This is a genomic window from Pseudomonas sp. MC6 (genome assembly GCF_054790575.1).
Genome location: NZ_CP186504.1, coordinates 3,737,593 through 3,752,751 on the forward strand (window position 1 = coordinate 3,737,593; position 15,159 = coordinate 3,752,751).

The window sequence follows — 15,159 nt, forward strand, 5'->3', positions numbered from 1 at the left end:
GTCTTGCTCATCGTGTCTGACCGATCAGGTTAAGGACGGCGTCCGCCGCCTGATTGGAGGCATCCAGCCGCAGCGTGCGGTGAATCTCATCAAAGCCGCGCGTCTGTTCTTCGCCGCCTTCGATCAATGGCGACAGGGTCTGTGCCAGCGCCTCGACTGTTGCATCATCCTGCAATAATTCTGGAACCAGCAGTCGCTGGGCCAGCAGATTCGGCAAGGACACGTACGGGCTCTTGACCATCCGCTTCAGAATCCAGAACGTCAGCGGTGCCAAACGGTACGCCACGACCATCGGCCGCTTGTACAACAGTGCTTCAAGGGTGGCGGTGCCGGAGGCGATCAACACGGCGTTGCACGCAGCCAGAGCCAGATGCGATTTGCCATCGAGCAGGGTCACCGGCAGATCCCGGCCTGCGAGCAGCTCTTCAAGCTGCGCGCGGCGTTCGGCATTGGCGCACGGAATGACAAAGCGCAAACCCGGGCGCATCGCACGCAGACGTTCGGCAGTATCAAGGAACAGCGCACCCAGTCGAGACACTTCGCCGCCACGGCTGCCGGGCATCAACGCCACCAGCGGGCCGTCAGGCAAGCCCAGCTCGGCACGCGCCGCAGCACGATCGGCCTCCAGCGGAATGGTGTCGGCCAGTGTGTGGCCAACGAACCGCACCGGCACGCCTTTCTCTTCGTAGAATTTTGCTTCGAACGGCAGCAGCGTCAACATCAGATCGCAGCCTTCGCGAATCTTCAGCACCCGTTTCTGCCGCCATGCCCATACCGAAGGGCTGACGTAATGCACGGTCTTGATCCCGGCCTGACGCAGCTTGAGTTCGATATTGAGGTTGAAATCCGGCGCATCGATACCGATGAACACATCCGGCTTCTCGGCGATCAGCGTGGCGATCAGGTCCTTGCGGCGCTTAAGCAGCTCGCGCAACCGACCGAGGACTTCCACCAGCCCCATGACCGACAAGCGCTCCATGGGAAAGTAGGACGTCAGGCCTTCGGCCTGCATCAACGGGCCGCCGACGCCGATGAACTCGACGGCTGGATGCTGCACCTTGAGCGCGCGCATGAGACCGGCGCCGAGAATGTCACCGGAAGCTTCACCTGCCACCAGCGCAATACGCAGATTGGCCATGATCAGCGAGTGATGCCGCGAGTCGACGACTGAATGGAGTCACGGAATATCGCGACTTCCGGGAACTGCGCAGCAGGTTCGACCAGTTCGGCCAGTGCCTGCTCGACCGTGAGGCCTTGGCGATAGACGGTTTTGTAAGCGCGACGCAGGGTGTGGATCGCGTCCTCGCTGAAACCGCGACGGCGCATGCCTTCGAAGTTCATGCTGCGCGCTTCGGCAGGGTTGCCGAACACGGTGACGAACGCCGGAACGTCCTTGCCGATGGCGGTGCCCATGCCGGAAAAGCTGTGGGCGCCAATGTGGCAATACTGGTGAACAAGGGTGAACCCGGAGAGGATCGCCCAGTCATCCACATGCACATGGCCGGCCAACGCCGTGTTGTTGACCAGAATGCAGTGGTTACCGATGACACTGTCATGCCCGATGTGAGCGTAAGCCATGATCAGGTTGTGATCGCCCAGCGTGGTTTCCGAACGGTCCTGAACGGTGCCACGGTGGATCGTCACGCCTTCACGGATGACATTGTGGTCACCGATCACCAGACGGGTTTCTTCGCCTTTGTACTTCAGATCGGGCGTGTCTTCGCCTACCGAGGAAAACTGGTAGATGCGATTGTGCTTGCCGATGCGGGTCGGGCCTTTGAGGATGACATGCGGCCCGATCACGGTACCCTCGCCGATTTCCACACCTGCGCCGATGATCGACCACGGGCCGACCTCGACGCCATCAGCCAGAACGGCCGACGGATCGATGATTGCGCGAGGGTCAATCAAACTCATAGCTTGCGTTCCGCGCAGATGATTTCAGCGGAGCAGACTGGCTTGCCGTCGACCGAAGCCTGGCATTCGAACTTCCAGATCTGACGCTTGCAGCTGATGAACTTGGCTTCAAGGATCAACTGATCGCCCGGCAACACCGGCTGACGGAAGCGCAGCTTGTCGGAGCCGACGAAGTAGTAAAGCGTGCCGTCGGCAGGCTTCACATCAAGCATTTTGAAACCGAGGATCCCGGCAGCCTGAGCCATCGCTTCGATGATCAGCACGCCCGGCATGATTGGATGCGCAGGGAAGTGACCATTGAAGAACGGTTCATTGATGCTGACATTCTTGTAGGCGCGAATGCGCTTGCCTTCAGTGTCCAGTTCCACCACCCGATCCACCAGCAGGAACGGGTAACGGTGAGGCAGGTATTCGCGAATCTCGTTGATGTCCATCATTTCGGGGGGAAGCCTATGTAAAGATTGGGAGCGCGACTGACGCGCACTCCTCTAGCAAATCAAGGAGGCAGTCTAGAGGCTGTGCACACTTGATATGGAAATGGTATCAGCCATCTGATGAAGCATTGCCGTCAGGGGTCACTTCCCCTACGCGCTTTTCCAGCTGTTTCAAACGTCGCGCGATGTCATCGAGCTGACGAATGCGGGCCGCGCTTTTGCGCCATTCGGCCGCCGGTTGCATGGCTGTACCGGAAGAATAGGCACCCGGCTCGGTAATCGAGTGGGTCACCATGGTCATCCCGGTCAGGAAAACGTTGTCGCAAATATCAATGTGGCCGACCAGACCGACACCACCGGCCAGCATGCAATGCTTGCCGATTTTGGTGCTACCGGAAATGCCAACACACGCGGCCATGGCGGTGTGATCACCGACCTGAACGTTGTGGGCGATCTGGATCTGGTTGTCGAGCTTAACGCCATTGCCGATCACGGTATCGGCCAACGCACCGCGGTCGATGGCGGTGTTCACGCCAATCTCGACATCGTCGCCGATGGTCACGCCACCGATCTGGGCGATTTTCTGCCAGATGCCTTTTTCGTTGGCGAAACCGAAACCTTCGCCGCCGAGCACGGCACCGGACTGGATAACCACGCGCTTGCCGATCCGCACGTCGTGATACAGCGTTACGCGGGGCGCTAGCCAACCGCCTTCGCCGATTTCACTGCGCGCGCCGATGAAGCAATGCGCGCCCAATGCCACGTTTGCCGCGATCCGCGCACCGGCCTCGATCACCACGAATGGGCCGATGCTGGCGGTTGGATCAACCACTGCGTCAGGCGCAATGACCGCCGACGGATGGATACCCGCAGCGGCTTTTGGCTTGGGATCGAACAGATGCGAGATTCGCGCGTAAGCCAGGTAAGGATCCGGCACCACCAACGCATTACCGGCAAAACCTTCGGCATCGGCCTCTTTGAGCAGCAATGCAGCGGCCTGCGAGCCGGGGAGGTATTTGCGATATTGAGGGTTTGCCAGAAAGCTCAACTGAGCTGGGCCAGCCTCTTGCAAAGTGGCTAGCCCAGTAATTTTCGTCTCAGGGTCGCCACGCAGGGTGGCGCCGAGGAACTCGGCCAACTGGCCGAGCTTGATAGTCACGGTCATGGGTTACTTCAGCTGATTCATGCGCTCGATAACCTGGCGCGTGATGTCGTACTGAGGTTTGACATCGATCACTGCACCACGCTCGAACACCAGATCAAAACCACCTTTCTTGATGACTTCTTCCACTGCGCTATCCAGTTTCGGCTTCAGTTGCTTGAGCATTTCTCGGTCGGCAACAGCTTTGGCTTCGTTCAGCTCCTTGGACTGGAACTGGAAGTCACGGGCCTTTTGCTTGAATTCCAGCTCCAGACGCTCACGTTCACCTTGCTGCATTTTGTCGCCACCGGCCATCAGACGATCCTGAATACCCTTGGCGCTGCTTTCCAGGGTTTTCAGCTTGGTCAGTTGCGGACCGAACTTCTTCTCGGCATCCACGGCGTACTTTTTCGCAGCGTCGGATTCCAGCAAGGCCATCTGATAGTTCAGAACGGCAATTTTCATGTCGGCAAATGCCGGGCCTGCCACCATCAAGGAGGCCAGGAGAACCAATTGAGTCAACTTACGCACGATGCACTCCTACAAAATCCATTGTCGTTATCTTGGGCCAGACGCTTAGAACGTCTGGCCGAGGGAGAATTGGAACACTTGAGTTTCAGCCTCATCCGGCTTCTTGATCGGCATGGCCAACGCGAAGCTCAGAGGACCCAGTGCGGTGACCCAGGTCACACCCACACCCACGGAACTGGCCATGTTGCTCAGGCTGATGTCGTTGCACTTGGTGTTCGACGACGAGCCGTTGGCATTGGTAGTGTCCTTGCACTGCGAGTCAAATACGTTACCCACATCCCAGAATACCGAAGTCCGCAGGGAGCGCTGATCTTTCACGAATGGCAGCGGGAACAGAACCTCGACACCACCCTGGATCAGAACGTTACCACCGAACGGCAGCGGATCCTGATCCGGGTCAAGACGCGTACCCGGGTTTGTGCCACGGCTTGGCGTACTGCGTGGACCGAGTGTGCTGTCCTTGAAGCCACGAACCGAGTTGAAACCACCAGCATAGTAGTTTTCATAGAACGGCAAGCCGTCAGTCCCGCCGTAACCGTCGCCATAACCCAATTCGGTGTGCAGACGCAGGGTGTAGTTCTCGCTGATCGGCTGGAACAGCTGGCCGCGGTAATCAAGTTTGTAGAACGACAGGTCGCTGCCCGGCACGGTGGTTTCCAGGGTCAGGCTCTGGGAACGGCCGCGGGTCGGCAGTACGCCTTTGTTCAGTGTCGATTCGGACCAGCCGGCTGACGCCTTGAAGTTCAGGTACTTGTCGCCTTCCTTGTTAACGAAGTCGAAAATCTCGTCAACGGTGTAGGTACCGGTCTTGATCTCGTCCTGTTGAACCGAGAGGCCAAAGGTCAGACGCGAAGTTTCGCTGATCGGGTAGCCAACGTTGACGCCGGCACCCAGGCTGTCTACCGCATAGCTTGCTACATCGACGTCGAGGTCTTTGTAGTCAGTGGTGCGATAGAACGCGTTGTAACCCAGGCTCACGCCATCGGCGGTCCAGTAGGGGTCAACGTAGCCGAAGTTGTAGCGGCTTTGATATTCGCTACGGGTCAGGCCGATGCTGACGCGGTTACCAGTACCGAGGAAGTTGTTCTGGGTGATCGAACCACCGAGGATCAGACCGGCACTCTGGGCGAAACCGACACTGGCGGTAATCGAACCGGAAGCCTGTTCTTCAACTGCATAGTTCACGTCAACCTGGTCGTCGACACCTGGCACAGCCGGGGTTTCAACGTTGACCTCTTTAAAGAAGCCCAGACGCTCAAGACGAGTCTTGGATTGGTCGATCAGGTAGGTCGAAGCCCAGCCACCTTCCATCTGACGCATTTCACGACGCAGCACTTCGTCCTCGGACTTGGTGTTGCCACGGAAGTTGATGCGGTTGACGTAGGCACGCTTGCCCGGATCAACAGCAAACAGGATATCGACGGTGTGGTCATCATCATGCGGCTGAGGTACGCCGTTGACGTTGGCGAAGGTGTAGCCCTCGTTACCCAGACGACGTGTGATCAGCTCGGACGTGGTGGTCATCAGCTTGCGCGAGAACACTTGGCCTTTCTGCACCAGCAGCAGGGACTTGACCTGATCTTCAGGAACCTTCAGGTCACCGCTGAGTTTGACGTCACGAACGGTGTATTTCTCGCCTTCGGTGACGTTGACAGTGATGTAGACGTGCTTCTTGTCCGGGGTGATGGAAACCTGGGTCGAAGCGATATCCATGTTGATATAGCCACGGTCCAGATAGTAGGAACGCAGACGCTCCAGGTCACCGGAAAGCTTTTCACGGGCGTACTTGTCGTCGTTCTTGAAGAACGACAACCAGTTGGTGGTTTTCAGCTCGAACAGGTCGGTCAGGTCTTCCTCGGGGAAAACCGTGTTGCCCACCACGTTGATGTGCTGAATGGCCGCAACGGTACCTTCGTTGATCTTCACTTTCAGACCAACACGGTTACGCGGCTGCGACACCACTTCGGTATCAACGGTAGCCGAGTAGCGGCCTTGCGCGACGTACTGACGTTGCAGCTCGTTACGCACACCTTCGAGGGTGGCGCGCTGGAAGATCTCGCCCTCAGCCAGACCAGACTGTTTGAGACCTTTCATCAAGTCTTCAGTGGAGATCGCTTTGTTGCCTTCGATCTCGATACTGGCGACCGACGGGCGTTCAACGACCGTGATTACCAGAACGTTGCCTTCGCGGCCCAGCTGGATATCTTGAAAGAAACCGGTTTTGAACAACGCACGAGTGGATTCCACCAGGCGACGATCATCCGCCTGCTCACCGACGTTCAACGGCAAGGCACCAAAGACGCTACCCGCGGAGACCCGCTGGAGGCCATTGACGCGAATATCAGAGATAGTGAAGGACTCGGCGTGAACTTCGGCGATCATCAATACGGTGAGAACCGCAGTTAGCAGCAGACGTTTCATGAAGTCCTTTCTTATTCCAACTGGCAATAAACAAACTGCCGCAAAATGCGGCAGATTCGCAATTCAGCGAAGCGTTACAGTCGACCCAGATCGTTGACCAGAGCTAGCAACATCACCCCGACCACCAAACTGATACCGATCTGTATCCCCCAACCTTGCACCCGATCCGACAAGGGACGACCACGCGCCCACTCGATCAGATAAAACAACAAATGCCCCCCATCCAGTACAGGAATGGGCAGCAAATTCAGAACGCCCAGGCTAATACTCAGATAAGCAAGGAAATTCAGGAAATCAGCGACGCCCGACTGGGCAGAAGCGCCCGCCACTTTAGCAATGGTTATCGGTCCACTCAAGTTTTTTACCGAGAGCTCGCCGAACAGCATTTTCTTTAGCGAATCGAGCGTCAGAATGCTCATGGTCCAAGTGCGACGGGCACCCTCGCCAATGGCAGCCAGAGGCCCGTAACTGACCTCACGAATCATCTCCGGCGGCCAGTCGATCGCTTTTACACCTGCACCCAGATATCCGCTTGGCGATTTGCTTTCACCGCGCGCCGCCAGAGTAACAGGGACGTCGATTTGAGCACTGTCGCGCTCGATGCGCAGCATGATTTTGGTATCAGGACGCGTACGAACCGTATCGACCACCTGCTGCCAGTCATTCAGCGCCTGGCCGTCGAGTGCCAACAGGCGATCACCGGTCTTCAGACCAGCAGCCTGGGCCGGACCTTTCGGATCAAGTTCGGCAAGCACCGGTGGCAAAGCCGGGCGCCACGGACGAATACCCAAAGAGCGGATCGGGTCTGGCTCATCAGCACCTTTAAGCCAGTTATCCAGCTTCAGTTCACGCGGCGAATCCGCTGTCGAACCCTGCTCACGCACCAGCAACTGCAGAGAACCGCTTTCGCCCAGGCGCCGGACCAACTGCAGATTGACGGCCGCCCAACCGGTAGTCGGCTCTCCATCGATAGCGACGATCTCCTCACCCGCGTTCAAACCGGCACTGGCGGCGATACTGCCGGATTCAACCGCACCGATGACCGGACGCACCTGCTCGCTGCCGAGCATCGCCAACACCCAGAAGAACACCAGCGCCAAGAGAAAATTGGCAATGGGGCCGGCCGCAACAATGGCGATACGCTGACGCACGGATTTGCGGTTGAACGATTGATCAAGCTGATCGACCGGGACTTCGCCCTCACGCTCATCGAGCATTTTGACGTAGCCACCCAGCGGAATCGCGGCAACCACAAACTCGGTGCCCTGCTTGTCGTGCCAGCGCAACAACGGCATGCCAAAGCCTACGGAGAAACGTAGAACCTTGACGCCACAGCGACGCGCGACCCAGAAGTGGCCGAATTCGTGAAAGGTGACCAGCACACCCAAGGCGATCAGGGTGCCGGCAATCATATAGAGCGCGCTCATCTACTTTCTCCGCAATCCTGTTCAGTGCCGCGTGTAGCCATTGTGTAGCAAATTCTATCGATCGTGGCGCTTCAACCACTGTTCGGCCAGAACTCGCGCCTTGGCGTCTGCCGTAAATACGGCATCGAGATCCGCCAATGCTACGACCGGCTCGAGGCTCAAGACTTCTTCGATGATACTCGCGATTTCCAGGTAACGAACCCGTCCGTCGAGAAACGCCGCCACCGCCACTTCGTTGGCTGCGTTCAGCATCGCCGGAGCACTGTCACCCGCCTCGGCAGCTTGCCGTGCCAAACGCAGACAAGGGAAACGCTCTTCATCGGGCGCTTCGAAGTCCAGACGCGCCACAGCAAACAAATCCAGCGGTGCCACGCCGGAATCAATGCGCTGCGGCCAGGCCAGGGCATTGGCGATCGGCGTGCGCATGTCGGGATTACCCAACTGCGCCAGCACCGAGCCATCGACATAATCGACCAGCGAGTGAATCACGCTCTGCGGGTGAATCACCACCTCGACCTGCGAAGGCTTGGCATCAAACAACCAACAGGCCTCGATCAGCTCGAGACCTTTATTCATCATGCTGGCCGAATCGACCGAAATCTTGCGCCCCATGGACCAGTTCGGGTGAGCACACGCCTGCTCAGGTGAAACATGCGCCAGCTCACTCATCGGCGTCTGTCGGAACGGACCACCAGAGGCTGTGAGTAAAATCCGACGGACACCGACCGAACTCAATCCACGGGCAAAATCCTGTGGCATGCACTGAAAAATCGCGTTGTGCTCGCTATCGATCGGCAGCAGCACCGAACCACTCTTGCGCACTGCCTGCATGAACAGAGCGCCGGACATCACCAGCGCCTCTTTATTGGCCAGAAGAATCTTCTTGCCCGCTTCGACAGCCGCCAGGGTGGGACGCAGCCCTGCCGCACCAACGATCGCCGCCATCACTGCATCGACTTCCGGAGCAGCAGCGACCTGACACAGGCCCTCCTCCCCCACCAGCACACGGGTCGGTAAACCGGCGGCACGCAAATCATCTTGCAAACCGCGCGCGGCGGAAGCTTCCGGCACCACGGCAAATTGCGGCACGTGACGCACGCACAGGGCGAAAAGCTCAGTCAGGCGCGTGAAGCCACTCAGCGCGAACACCTGATAACGCTCAGGATGGCGGGCAATGACATCCAGCGTACTCAGACCGATCGAGCCGGTCGCACCCAGAACGGTGATCTGTTGAGGACGACTCACGGCGCAGCCATCCACAGCAGCACGGCAAACACCGGGATGGCCGCTGTCAGGCTGTCGATACGATCAAGTACGCCGCCATGACCAGGCAGCAGGTTACTGCTGTCCTTGATGCCGGACTGACGCTTGAACATGCTTTCGGTCAGGTCGCCAACCACGGAGATAAAGACGATCAGCGCAGCGCCAATCAAGCCTTTAAGCAACTCGGCGACGGTCCAGTCGCGGACAAACGCGACAATGGCGGTAATCACCAGACTCAACGCCAGGCCACCGTATACGCCTTCCCAGCTTTTGCCCGGACTGACTTGCGGGGCCAGCTTGCGCTTGCCGAATTTGCGACCGGAGAAATAAGCCCCGATATCGGCACCCCAGACCAGCACCATCACAGCCATGATCAGCCAGTTACCCAGCGGGTACTGCTTGATCTGCACCAGGCCTTGCCAGGCCGGTAGCAGAATCAACAGACCGATGACCAGCTTGGTAGCGGCGCTAGACCAATGCACGCTGGAATGTGGATAGGTCAGCACCAGCCATGTTGCCACCGCCCACCACAGCACAGAAGCACCCAGCACCCACGGGGCAAGCCCGGGCAGGATGTACATGATAAACAGCATGAACGCGACCACGGCGGCAAAACCCACGCGGAACGCTTGCCCGGTGAAGCCTGCCAGACGCGCCCATTCCCACGCCCCCAAAGTCACGACCAGACCGATAAACAAGGCAAAACCGGAGCCTTCCAGCAGGAAAAACCCGCACAAGGCAATCGGCAGCAGGATCAGTGCAGTGATGATTCGTTGTTTAAGCATTAAACCCGGGCTCCAGCTTCAACCTGCTCGCTCGTTTTACCGAAGCGACGCTGGCGTGAAGCGAAATCGGCCAGCGCATTGCGCATGGCATCGTGTTTGAAGTCCGGCCAGAACAGGTCGGAGAAGTACAACTCGGCGTAAGCCAGTTGCCACAGCAGGAAGTTGCTGATGCGGTGTTCGCCACCGGTACGGATGCACAGGTCCGGCAATGGCAGATCGCCGGTCGCCAGACAGGTTTGCAGCAGATCCGGGGTAATGTCTTCCGGGCGCAGGTGCCCGGCCTGGACTTCACGCGCCAGACGCTGGGCAGCCTGTGCAATATCCCACTGACCGCCGTAATTGGCAGCGATCTGCAGGATGAACCGGTTCGCACCCGCCGTCATCGCTTCGGCTTCACGCATTGCTGCCTGAAGCTCCGGATGAAAGCGCGAACGATCGCCGATGATACGCAGGCTGATGTTGTTGTCGTTGAGGCGCTTGGCTTCACGACGCAAGGCCTTGAAGAACAGATCCATCAAGGCACTGACTTCATCGGCCGGACGCTGCCAGTTCTCACTGGAAAACGCGAACAGGGTGAGCACTTCGACCTTGGCCTCGGCACACACCTCGATCACGGCCCGCACAGCATCCACACCCGCTTTATGCCCGGCGACACCCGGCATAAAGCGTTTTTTCGCCCAGCGATTGTTGCCATCCATGATGATCGCGACATGGCGCGGCACCGCGGACGGCGCAGTCTGCTTGGTCTTGTCCATTTAAAGCTCGACCCTTATACGGCCATCAGGTCTTTTTCTTTCTCGTCCGTGGCCTTGGTGATCTGGGCCTCGGATTCTTTGGTCAGCTTATCGATATCAGCGATGGCACGACGCTCTTCGTCTTCGCTGATTTCCTTGTCCTTGACCAGTTTCTTGAGCTCGCCCAAGGCATCACGACGAATATTGCGCACGGCAACACGCGCGTCTTCAGCAGCGCTACGCGCCTGCTTGGTGAAACCTTTACGCGTTTCCTCGGTGAGGGCCGGCATAGGGATCAACAGCAACTCACCCAGGTTGGTCGGGTTGAGGTTCAGACCGGCGCTCTGGATTGCCTTGTCGACGGCTGCGAGCATGTTGCGCTCGAAAGCCACGACCTGCAGGGTGCGCGAGTCTTTCACGGTGACGTTGGCAACGCCGCTCAGCGGGGTGTCAGTGCCGTAGTAAGGCACCATCACACTGCCGAGGATGCTCGGGTGAGCCTTACCGGTACGAATCTGGCCGAACGCGTGGTTCAGAGACTCCAGGGATTTCTGCATACGCGCTTGGGCGTCTTTCTTGATTTCGTTGATCATTGTTGGCCTTCCTCGATCAAAGTCCCTTCAGCGCCGCCGTGCACAATGTTCAGCAGGGCACCGGGCTTGTTCATGTTGAATACGCGCAGCGGCATTTTGTGATCGCGGCACAGGCAGATAGCGGTCAGATCCATTACGCCCAGCTTGCGATCCAGTACTTCATCATAAGTCAGATGATCGAACTTCTCGGCATGCGGGTCTTTGAACGGGTCCGCGGTGTAAACGCCATCGACCTTGGTCGCTTTGAGCACGACGTCGGCATCGATTTCGATTGCACGCAGGCAGGCTGCCGAATCCGTGGTGAAGAACGGGTTGCCGGTACCGGCTGCGAAGATCACGACGTCTTTGGAGTTCAGATGACGCATGGCTTTGCGGCGATCGTAGTGATCGGTCACGCCAACCATGGAAATGGCCGACATAACGATGGCCGAGATATTGGCACGCTCCAGCGCATCGCGCATGGCCAAGGCATTCATCACAGTGGCCAGCATGCCCATGTGGTCGCCTGTGACCCGATCCATACCGGCTTTGCTCAAGGCTTCGCCACGGAACAGGTTGCCGCCGCCGATCACCAGACCGACCTGTACGCCGATACCGACCAGCTGGCCGACTTCCAGCGCCATGCGATCCAGTACTTTTGGATCGATCCCGAACTCTTCCGAGCCCATCAGGGCCTCGCCGCTAAGCTTGAGTAGAATGCGTTTATAGCGAGCCTGATAACCACTGCCCTGCTGAGCCATTGCGAATCTCTCCTGCGGCGTATTTAAAATTCTTTGCGAGCTGTTTACAGCTGGCGTTCACTCTAGCTTGGCACTGCTTCAGCGCCATCGGAACATGGCTTTGTAAGTCAGTTCCAAGTGGAAACCAATTAAAAACTGGCTCCCCCATCTGAAAAGAGGCTGCGCGCGTAAGCGGGCAGCCTCTTTCGGGCGACAGTTGAAAAACCGTCTTACTGCTTGGCGGCAGCCAGCTGGGCAGCAACTTCTTCAGCGAAGTTGTCGACCGGCTTCTCGATGCCTTCGCCTACTTTGAAGTAGGTGAAGGAAACGATTTCAGCACCGGCTTTCTTTGCCAGTTCGCCAACCTTGATTTCAGGGTTCTTGACGAACGCCTGCTCAACCAGGCTTGCTTCAGCCAGGAACTTGCTGATACGGCCCTTGACCATATTTTCAACAATGTTTTCTGGCTTGCCTTTGATTTTTTCTTCGTTCAACTGCAGGAACACAGCTTTTTCGCGTTCGATAGCTTCAGCCGAAACTTCCGATGGCAGCAGAAACTCAGGGTTGCTGGCCGCTACATGCATAGCGATGTCTTTGGCCAGTTCAACGTTACCGCCTTTCAGAACAACTGCAACACCGATCTTGTTGCCGTGCAGGTAGCCACCAACAACGTCGCCTTCTACGCGAACCAGACGACGGATGTTGACGTTTTCGCCAACCTTGCCGACCAGCACCAGGCGAGCAGCTTCTTGAGCTTCGATCAGCGGAGCAACATCAGTCAGCTTGTCAGCGAAGGCTTTTTCGATGCTTTCAGCAACGAATGCCTTGAAGTCGTCCTGCAGAGCCAGGAAGTCGGTCTGCGAGTTCACTTCCAGCAGAACAGCAGATTTGCCGTCTTCTTTCAGAGCGATGGCGCCTTCAGCGGCAACGTTGCCAGCTTTTTTGGCAGCCTTGATTGCGCCCGAAGCACGCATGTCATCAATGGCTTTTTCGATGTCGCCGTCAGCCTTTTCCAGGGCTTTCTTGCAATCCATCATGCCTTCGCCGGTACGCTCGCGCAGTTCTTTAACCAACGCTGCAGTAATTGCTGCCATTTTCAAATTCCTCTTGGATAGGTTTTCAACCATTCCACCCGATCGAACGGGCGTTCAATTCGTCCCGAACCCGTTTGTAGCCGCTGCACGTTACAAATACAGGGCGGGCGCTGCCACAAGTGGGCGCCAACAATTGGTTTTCGAGGTGGCAAAAAGGGGGCCAAGCCCCCTTTTTGCTTACTGAGTCAACGCCAGGGCGTTAATTACTCAGCTGCAGCCTGAGTTTCTTCAGCTGCGAATTCTACAGTGCCGCCAGCAACATTGTTGCGACCACGGATCACTGCGTCAGCCATCGAACCCATGTACAACTGGATAGCGCGGATTGCGTCATCGTTGCCTGGGATGATGTAGTCAACGCCTTCCGGGCTGCTGTTGGTGTCGACAACGCCGATTACCGGGATGCCCAGCTTGTTGGCTTCGGTGATCGCGATGCGCTCGTGGTCAACGTCGATCACGAACAGTGCGTCTGGCAGACCGCCCATGTCCTTGATGCCGCCCAGCGAACGATCCAGCTTCTCAAGATCACGGGAGCGCATCAGCGCTTCTTTCTTGGTCAGCTTGGCGAAAGTACCGTCTTCGGCTTGAACTTCAAGGTCACGCAGACGCTTGATGGAAGCACGAATGGTTTTGAAGTTGGTCAGCATGCCGCCCAACCAGCGGTGATCGACGTACGGCGAACCGCAACGTGCTGCTTCTTCAGCAACGATCTTGCCAGCGGAACGCTTGGTGCCGACGAACAGAATCTTGTTTTTGCCCTGGGCCAGACGCTCTACGAAAGTCAGAGCTTCGTTGAACATTGGCAGGGTTTTTTCAAGGTTGATGATGTGAATCTTGTTACGCGCGCCGAAAATGTACTTACCCATTTTCGGATTCCAGTAACGGGTTTGGTGACCGAAGTGCACACCGGCCTTCAGCATATCGCGCATATTGACTTGGGACATGATAGTTCCTTAATAAGTCGGGTTTGGCCTCCACGTATCCCAATGACCAACCAGTGGCATAAAGCCAAAAGCACCCAGGTCATCGTGTCGACACGTGTGTGGATTTAAGCTTTTCGGGGTATCCCCGGAAAGCGGCGCATTTTATACCACAGGGTGCGCAGAAACGGAACCCGGAATCTGTATCCGCACCAAGGACATGGGCGCAGCCCCCTTGGAATCGGCCCCGAACGCACCATTGTATAGAGAGAAGCGATGCATGCGGGCGCTGAATTGCGCCGTGCGTCTGTTAGAATCGCGTTTTTCAGGGTCGCAAAACGCACACCTGCCACCCTATTCGTATCAGCAAGCGCCGCCGAGCGCAGAGAGAGCCTGTATGACCGTCAACCTCAAAACCCCCGAGGACATCGCTGGCATGCGCGTCGCCGGCAAACTGGCCGCCGATGTGCTGGAAATGATTGCCGAACATGTCAAACCGGGCGTCACCACCGATGAGCTGAACCAGATCTGCCACGACTACATCGTCAATGTGCAGCAAGCCATCCCTGCCCCGCTCAACTACAAAGGCTACCCGAAGTCGATCTGCACCTCGATCAACCACGTGGTCTGCCATGGCATCCCGAACGACAAGCCGCTGAAAAACGGCGACACCCTGAACATCGACGTCACCGTGATCAAAGACGGCTACCACGGTGACACCAGCCGCATGTTCCACGTCGGCGAAGTGCCGGTCTGGGCCGAGCGCCTGTCGCAGATCACTCAGGAATGCATGTACAAGGCGATCGAAATCGTCAAACCTGGCTGCCGCCTCGGCGACATCGGCGAAGTGATCCAGAAGCACGCCGAGAAGAACGGTTTCTCGGTGGTTCGCGAGTTCTGCGGTCACGGTATCGGCAAGGTCTTCCACGAAGAGCCGCAGATTCTCCACTACGGCCGCGCCGGCACCGGCATGGAACTGAAGGCCGGCATGACCTTCACCATCGAGCCGATGATCAACCAGGGCAAGGCCGACACCAAAGTGCTGGGCGACGGCTGGACCGCGATCACCAAAGACCGCAAGCTCTCGGCGCAGTGGGAACACACCCTGCTGGTCACCGACACCGGTTACGAGATCTTCACCCTGCGCGCGGATGACACCATTCCGCGCATCTCGGCCTGATCC

15 protein-coding genes are annotated in these 15,159 nt (G+C 57.6%); 1 reads left to right on the plus strand and 14 read right to left on the minus strand.

Features of this window, described 5'->3' with window-relative positions; genetic code table 11:
- Positions 1–7 precede the first annotated feature (7 nt).
- The 14 genes from lpxB to rpsB all read right to left on the minus strand — a co-directional run bounded on the left by lpxB (position 8) and on the right by rpsB (position 14,000).
- The gene (lpxB, locus tag ACOYXE_RS16830) at positions 8–1,138 is read right to left on the minus strand and encodes a lipid-A-disaccharide synthase (protein WP_405122231.1); all 1,131 of its coding nucleotides are present in this window, start codon (positions 1,136–1,138) and stop codon (positions 8–10) included.
- A 2-nt stretch (positions 1,139–1,140) separates the two neighbouring features.
- A complete protein-coding gene (gene lpxA / locus ACOYXE_RS16835; RefSeq protein ID WP_064393182.1) occupies positions 1,141–1,917 on the minus strand; it encodes an acyl-ACP--UDP-N-acetylglucosamine O-acyltransferase in 777 nt (258 codons plus the stop codon).
- Complete coding sequence (fabZ, locus tag ACOYXE_RS16840) at positions 1,914–2,354, minus strand: 3-hydroxyacyl-ACP dehydratase FabZ (RefSeq protein ID WP_003222142.1); 441 nt, start codon at positions 2,352–2,354, stop codon at positions 1,914–1,916. The genes lpxA and fabZ overlap by 4 nt, the downstream gene beginning before the upstream one ends.
- Positions 2,355–2,460: 106 nt before the next feature.
- Positions 2,461–3,516 (minus strand): UDP-3-O-(3-hydroxymyristoyl)glucosamine N-acyltransferase, encoded by a 1,056-nt coding sequence (lpxD, locus tag ACOYXE_RS16845; RefSeq protein WP_160056221.1) that lies wholly within the window; start codon positions 3,514–3,516, stop codon positions 2,461–2,463.
- A 3-nt stretch (positions 3,517–3,519) separates the two neighbouring features.
- Positions 3,520–4,023: an OmpH/Skp family outer membrane protein gene (locus ACOYXE_RS16850; RefSeq protein WP_007908849.1), complete on the minus strand. Its 504-nt coding sequence runs from the start codon at positions 4,021–4,023 to the stop codon at positions 3,520–3,522.
- A gap of 45 nt (positions 4,024–4,068) precedes the next feature.
- Entirely contained in the window at positions 4,069–6,444 is a 2,376-nt protein-coding gene (gene bamA / locus ACOYXE_RS16855; RefSeq protein WP_160056219.1) for an outer membrane protein assembly factor BamA, read from the minus strand.
- Between the two features lie 74 nt (positions 6,445–6,518).
- The gene (rseP, locus tag ACOYXE_RS16860) at positions 6,519–7,871 is read right to left on the minus strand and encodes a sigma E protease regulator RseP (protein WP_160056217.1); all 1,353 of its coding nucleotides are present in this window, start codon (positions 7,869–7,871) and stop codon (positions 6,519–6,521) included.
- A gap of 54 nt (positions 7,872–7,925) precedes the next feature.
- A complete protein-coding gene (gene ispC / locus ACOYXE_RS16865; RefSeq protein ID WP_160056215.1) occupies positions 7,926–9,116 on the minus strand; it encodes a 1-deoxy-D-xylulose-5-phosphate reductoisomerase in 1,191 nt (396 codons plus the stop codon).
- On the minus strand, positions 9,113–9,919 hold the full coding sequence (locus ACOYXE_RS16870) for a phosphatidate cytidylyltransferase (protein WP_160056213.1): 807 nt from the start codon (positions 9,917–9,919) through the stop codon (positions 9,113–9,115). The genes ispC and ACOYXE_RS16870 overlap by 4 nt, the downstream gene beginning before the upstream one ends.
- The gene (uppS, locus tag ACOYXE_RS16875; protein ID WP_007908854.1) at positions 9,919–10,674 is read right to left on the minus strand and encodes a polyprenyl diphosphate synthase; all 756 of its coding nucleotides are present in this window, start codon (positions 10,672–10,674) and stop codon (positions 9,919–9,921) included. The genes ACOYXE_RS16870 and uppS overlap by 1 nt, the downstream gene beginning before the upstream one ends.
- Positions 10,675–10,688: 14 nt before the next feature.
- The gene (gene frr, locus ACOYXE_RS16880; protein WP_007954771.1) at positions 10,689–11,246 is read right to left on the minus strand and encodes a ribosome recycling factor; all 558 of its coding nucleotides are present in this window, start codon (positions 11,244–11,246) and stop codon (positions 10,689–10,691) included.
- Complete coding sequence (gene pyrH, locus ACOYXE_RS16885) at positions 11,243–11,986, minus strand: UMP kinase (protein ID WP_003222124.1); 744 nt, start codon at positions 11,984–11,986, stop codon at positions 11,243–11,245. Before pyrH ends, frr begins: the two co-directional genes overlap by 4 nt.
- Before the next feature lie 209 nt (positions 11,987–12,195).
- Positions 12,196–13,059, minus strand: coding sequence for a translation elongation factor Ts (tsf, locus tag ACOYXE_RS16890; RefSeq protein WP_007908856.1), 864 nt, complete (start codon positions 13,057–13,059; stop codon positions 12,196–12,198).
- Positions 13,060–13,262: 203 nt separating this feature from the next.
- Positions 13,263–14,000, minus strand: a complete 738-nt coding sequence (gene rpsB, locus ACOYXE_RS16895) for a 30S ribosomal protein S2 (RefSeq protein WP_003222119.1) — start codon at positions 13,998–14,000, stop codon at positions 13,263–13,265.
- Positions 14,001–14,373: 373 nt separating this feature from the next.
- Here rpsB and map point away from each other — a divergent pair, with 373 nt between their 5' ends.
- On the plus strand, positions 14,374–15,156 hold the full coding sequence (map, locus tag ACOYXE_RS16900) for a type I methionyl aminopeptidase (RefSeq protein WP_016985097.1): 783 nt from the start codon (positions 14,374–14,376) through the stop codon (positions 15,154–15,156).
- Positions 15,157–15,159 lie beyond the last annotated feature (3 nt).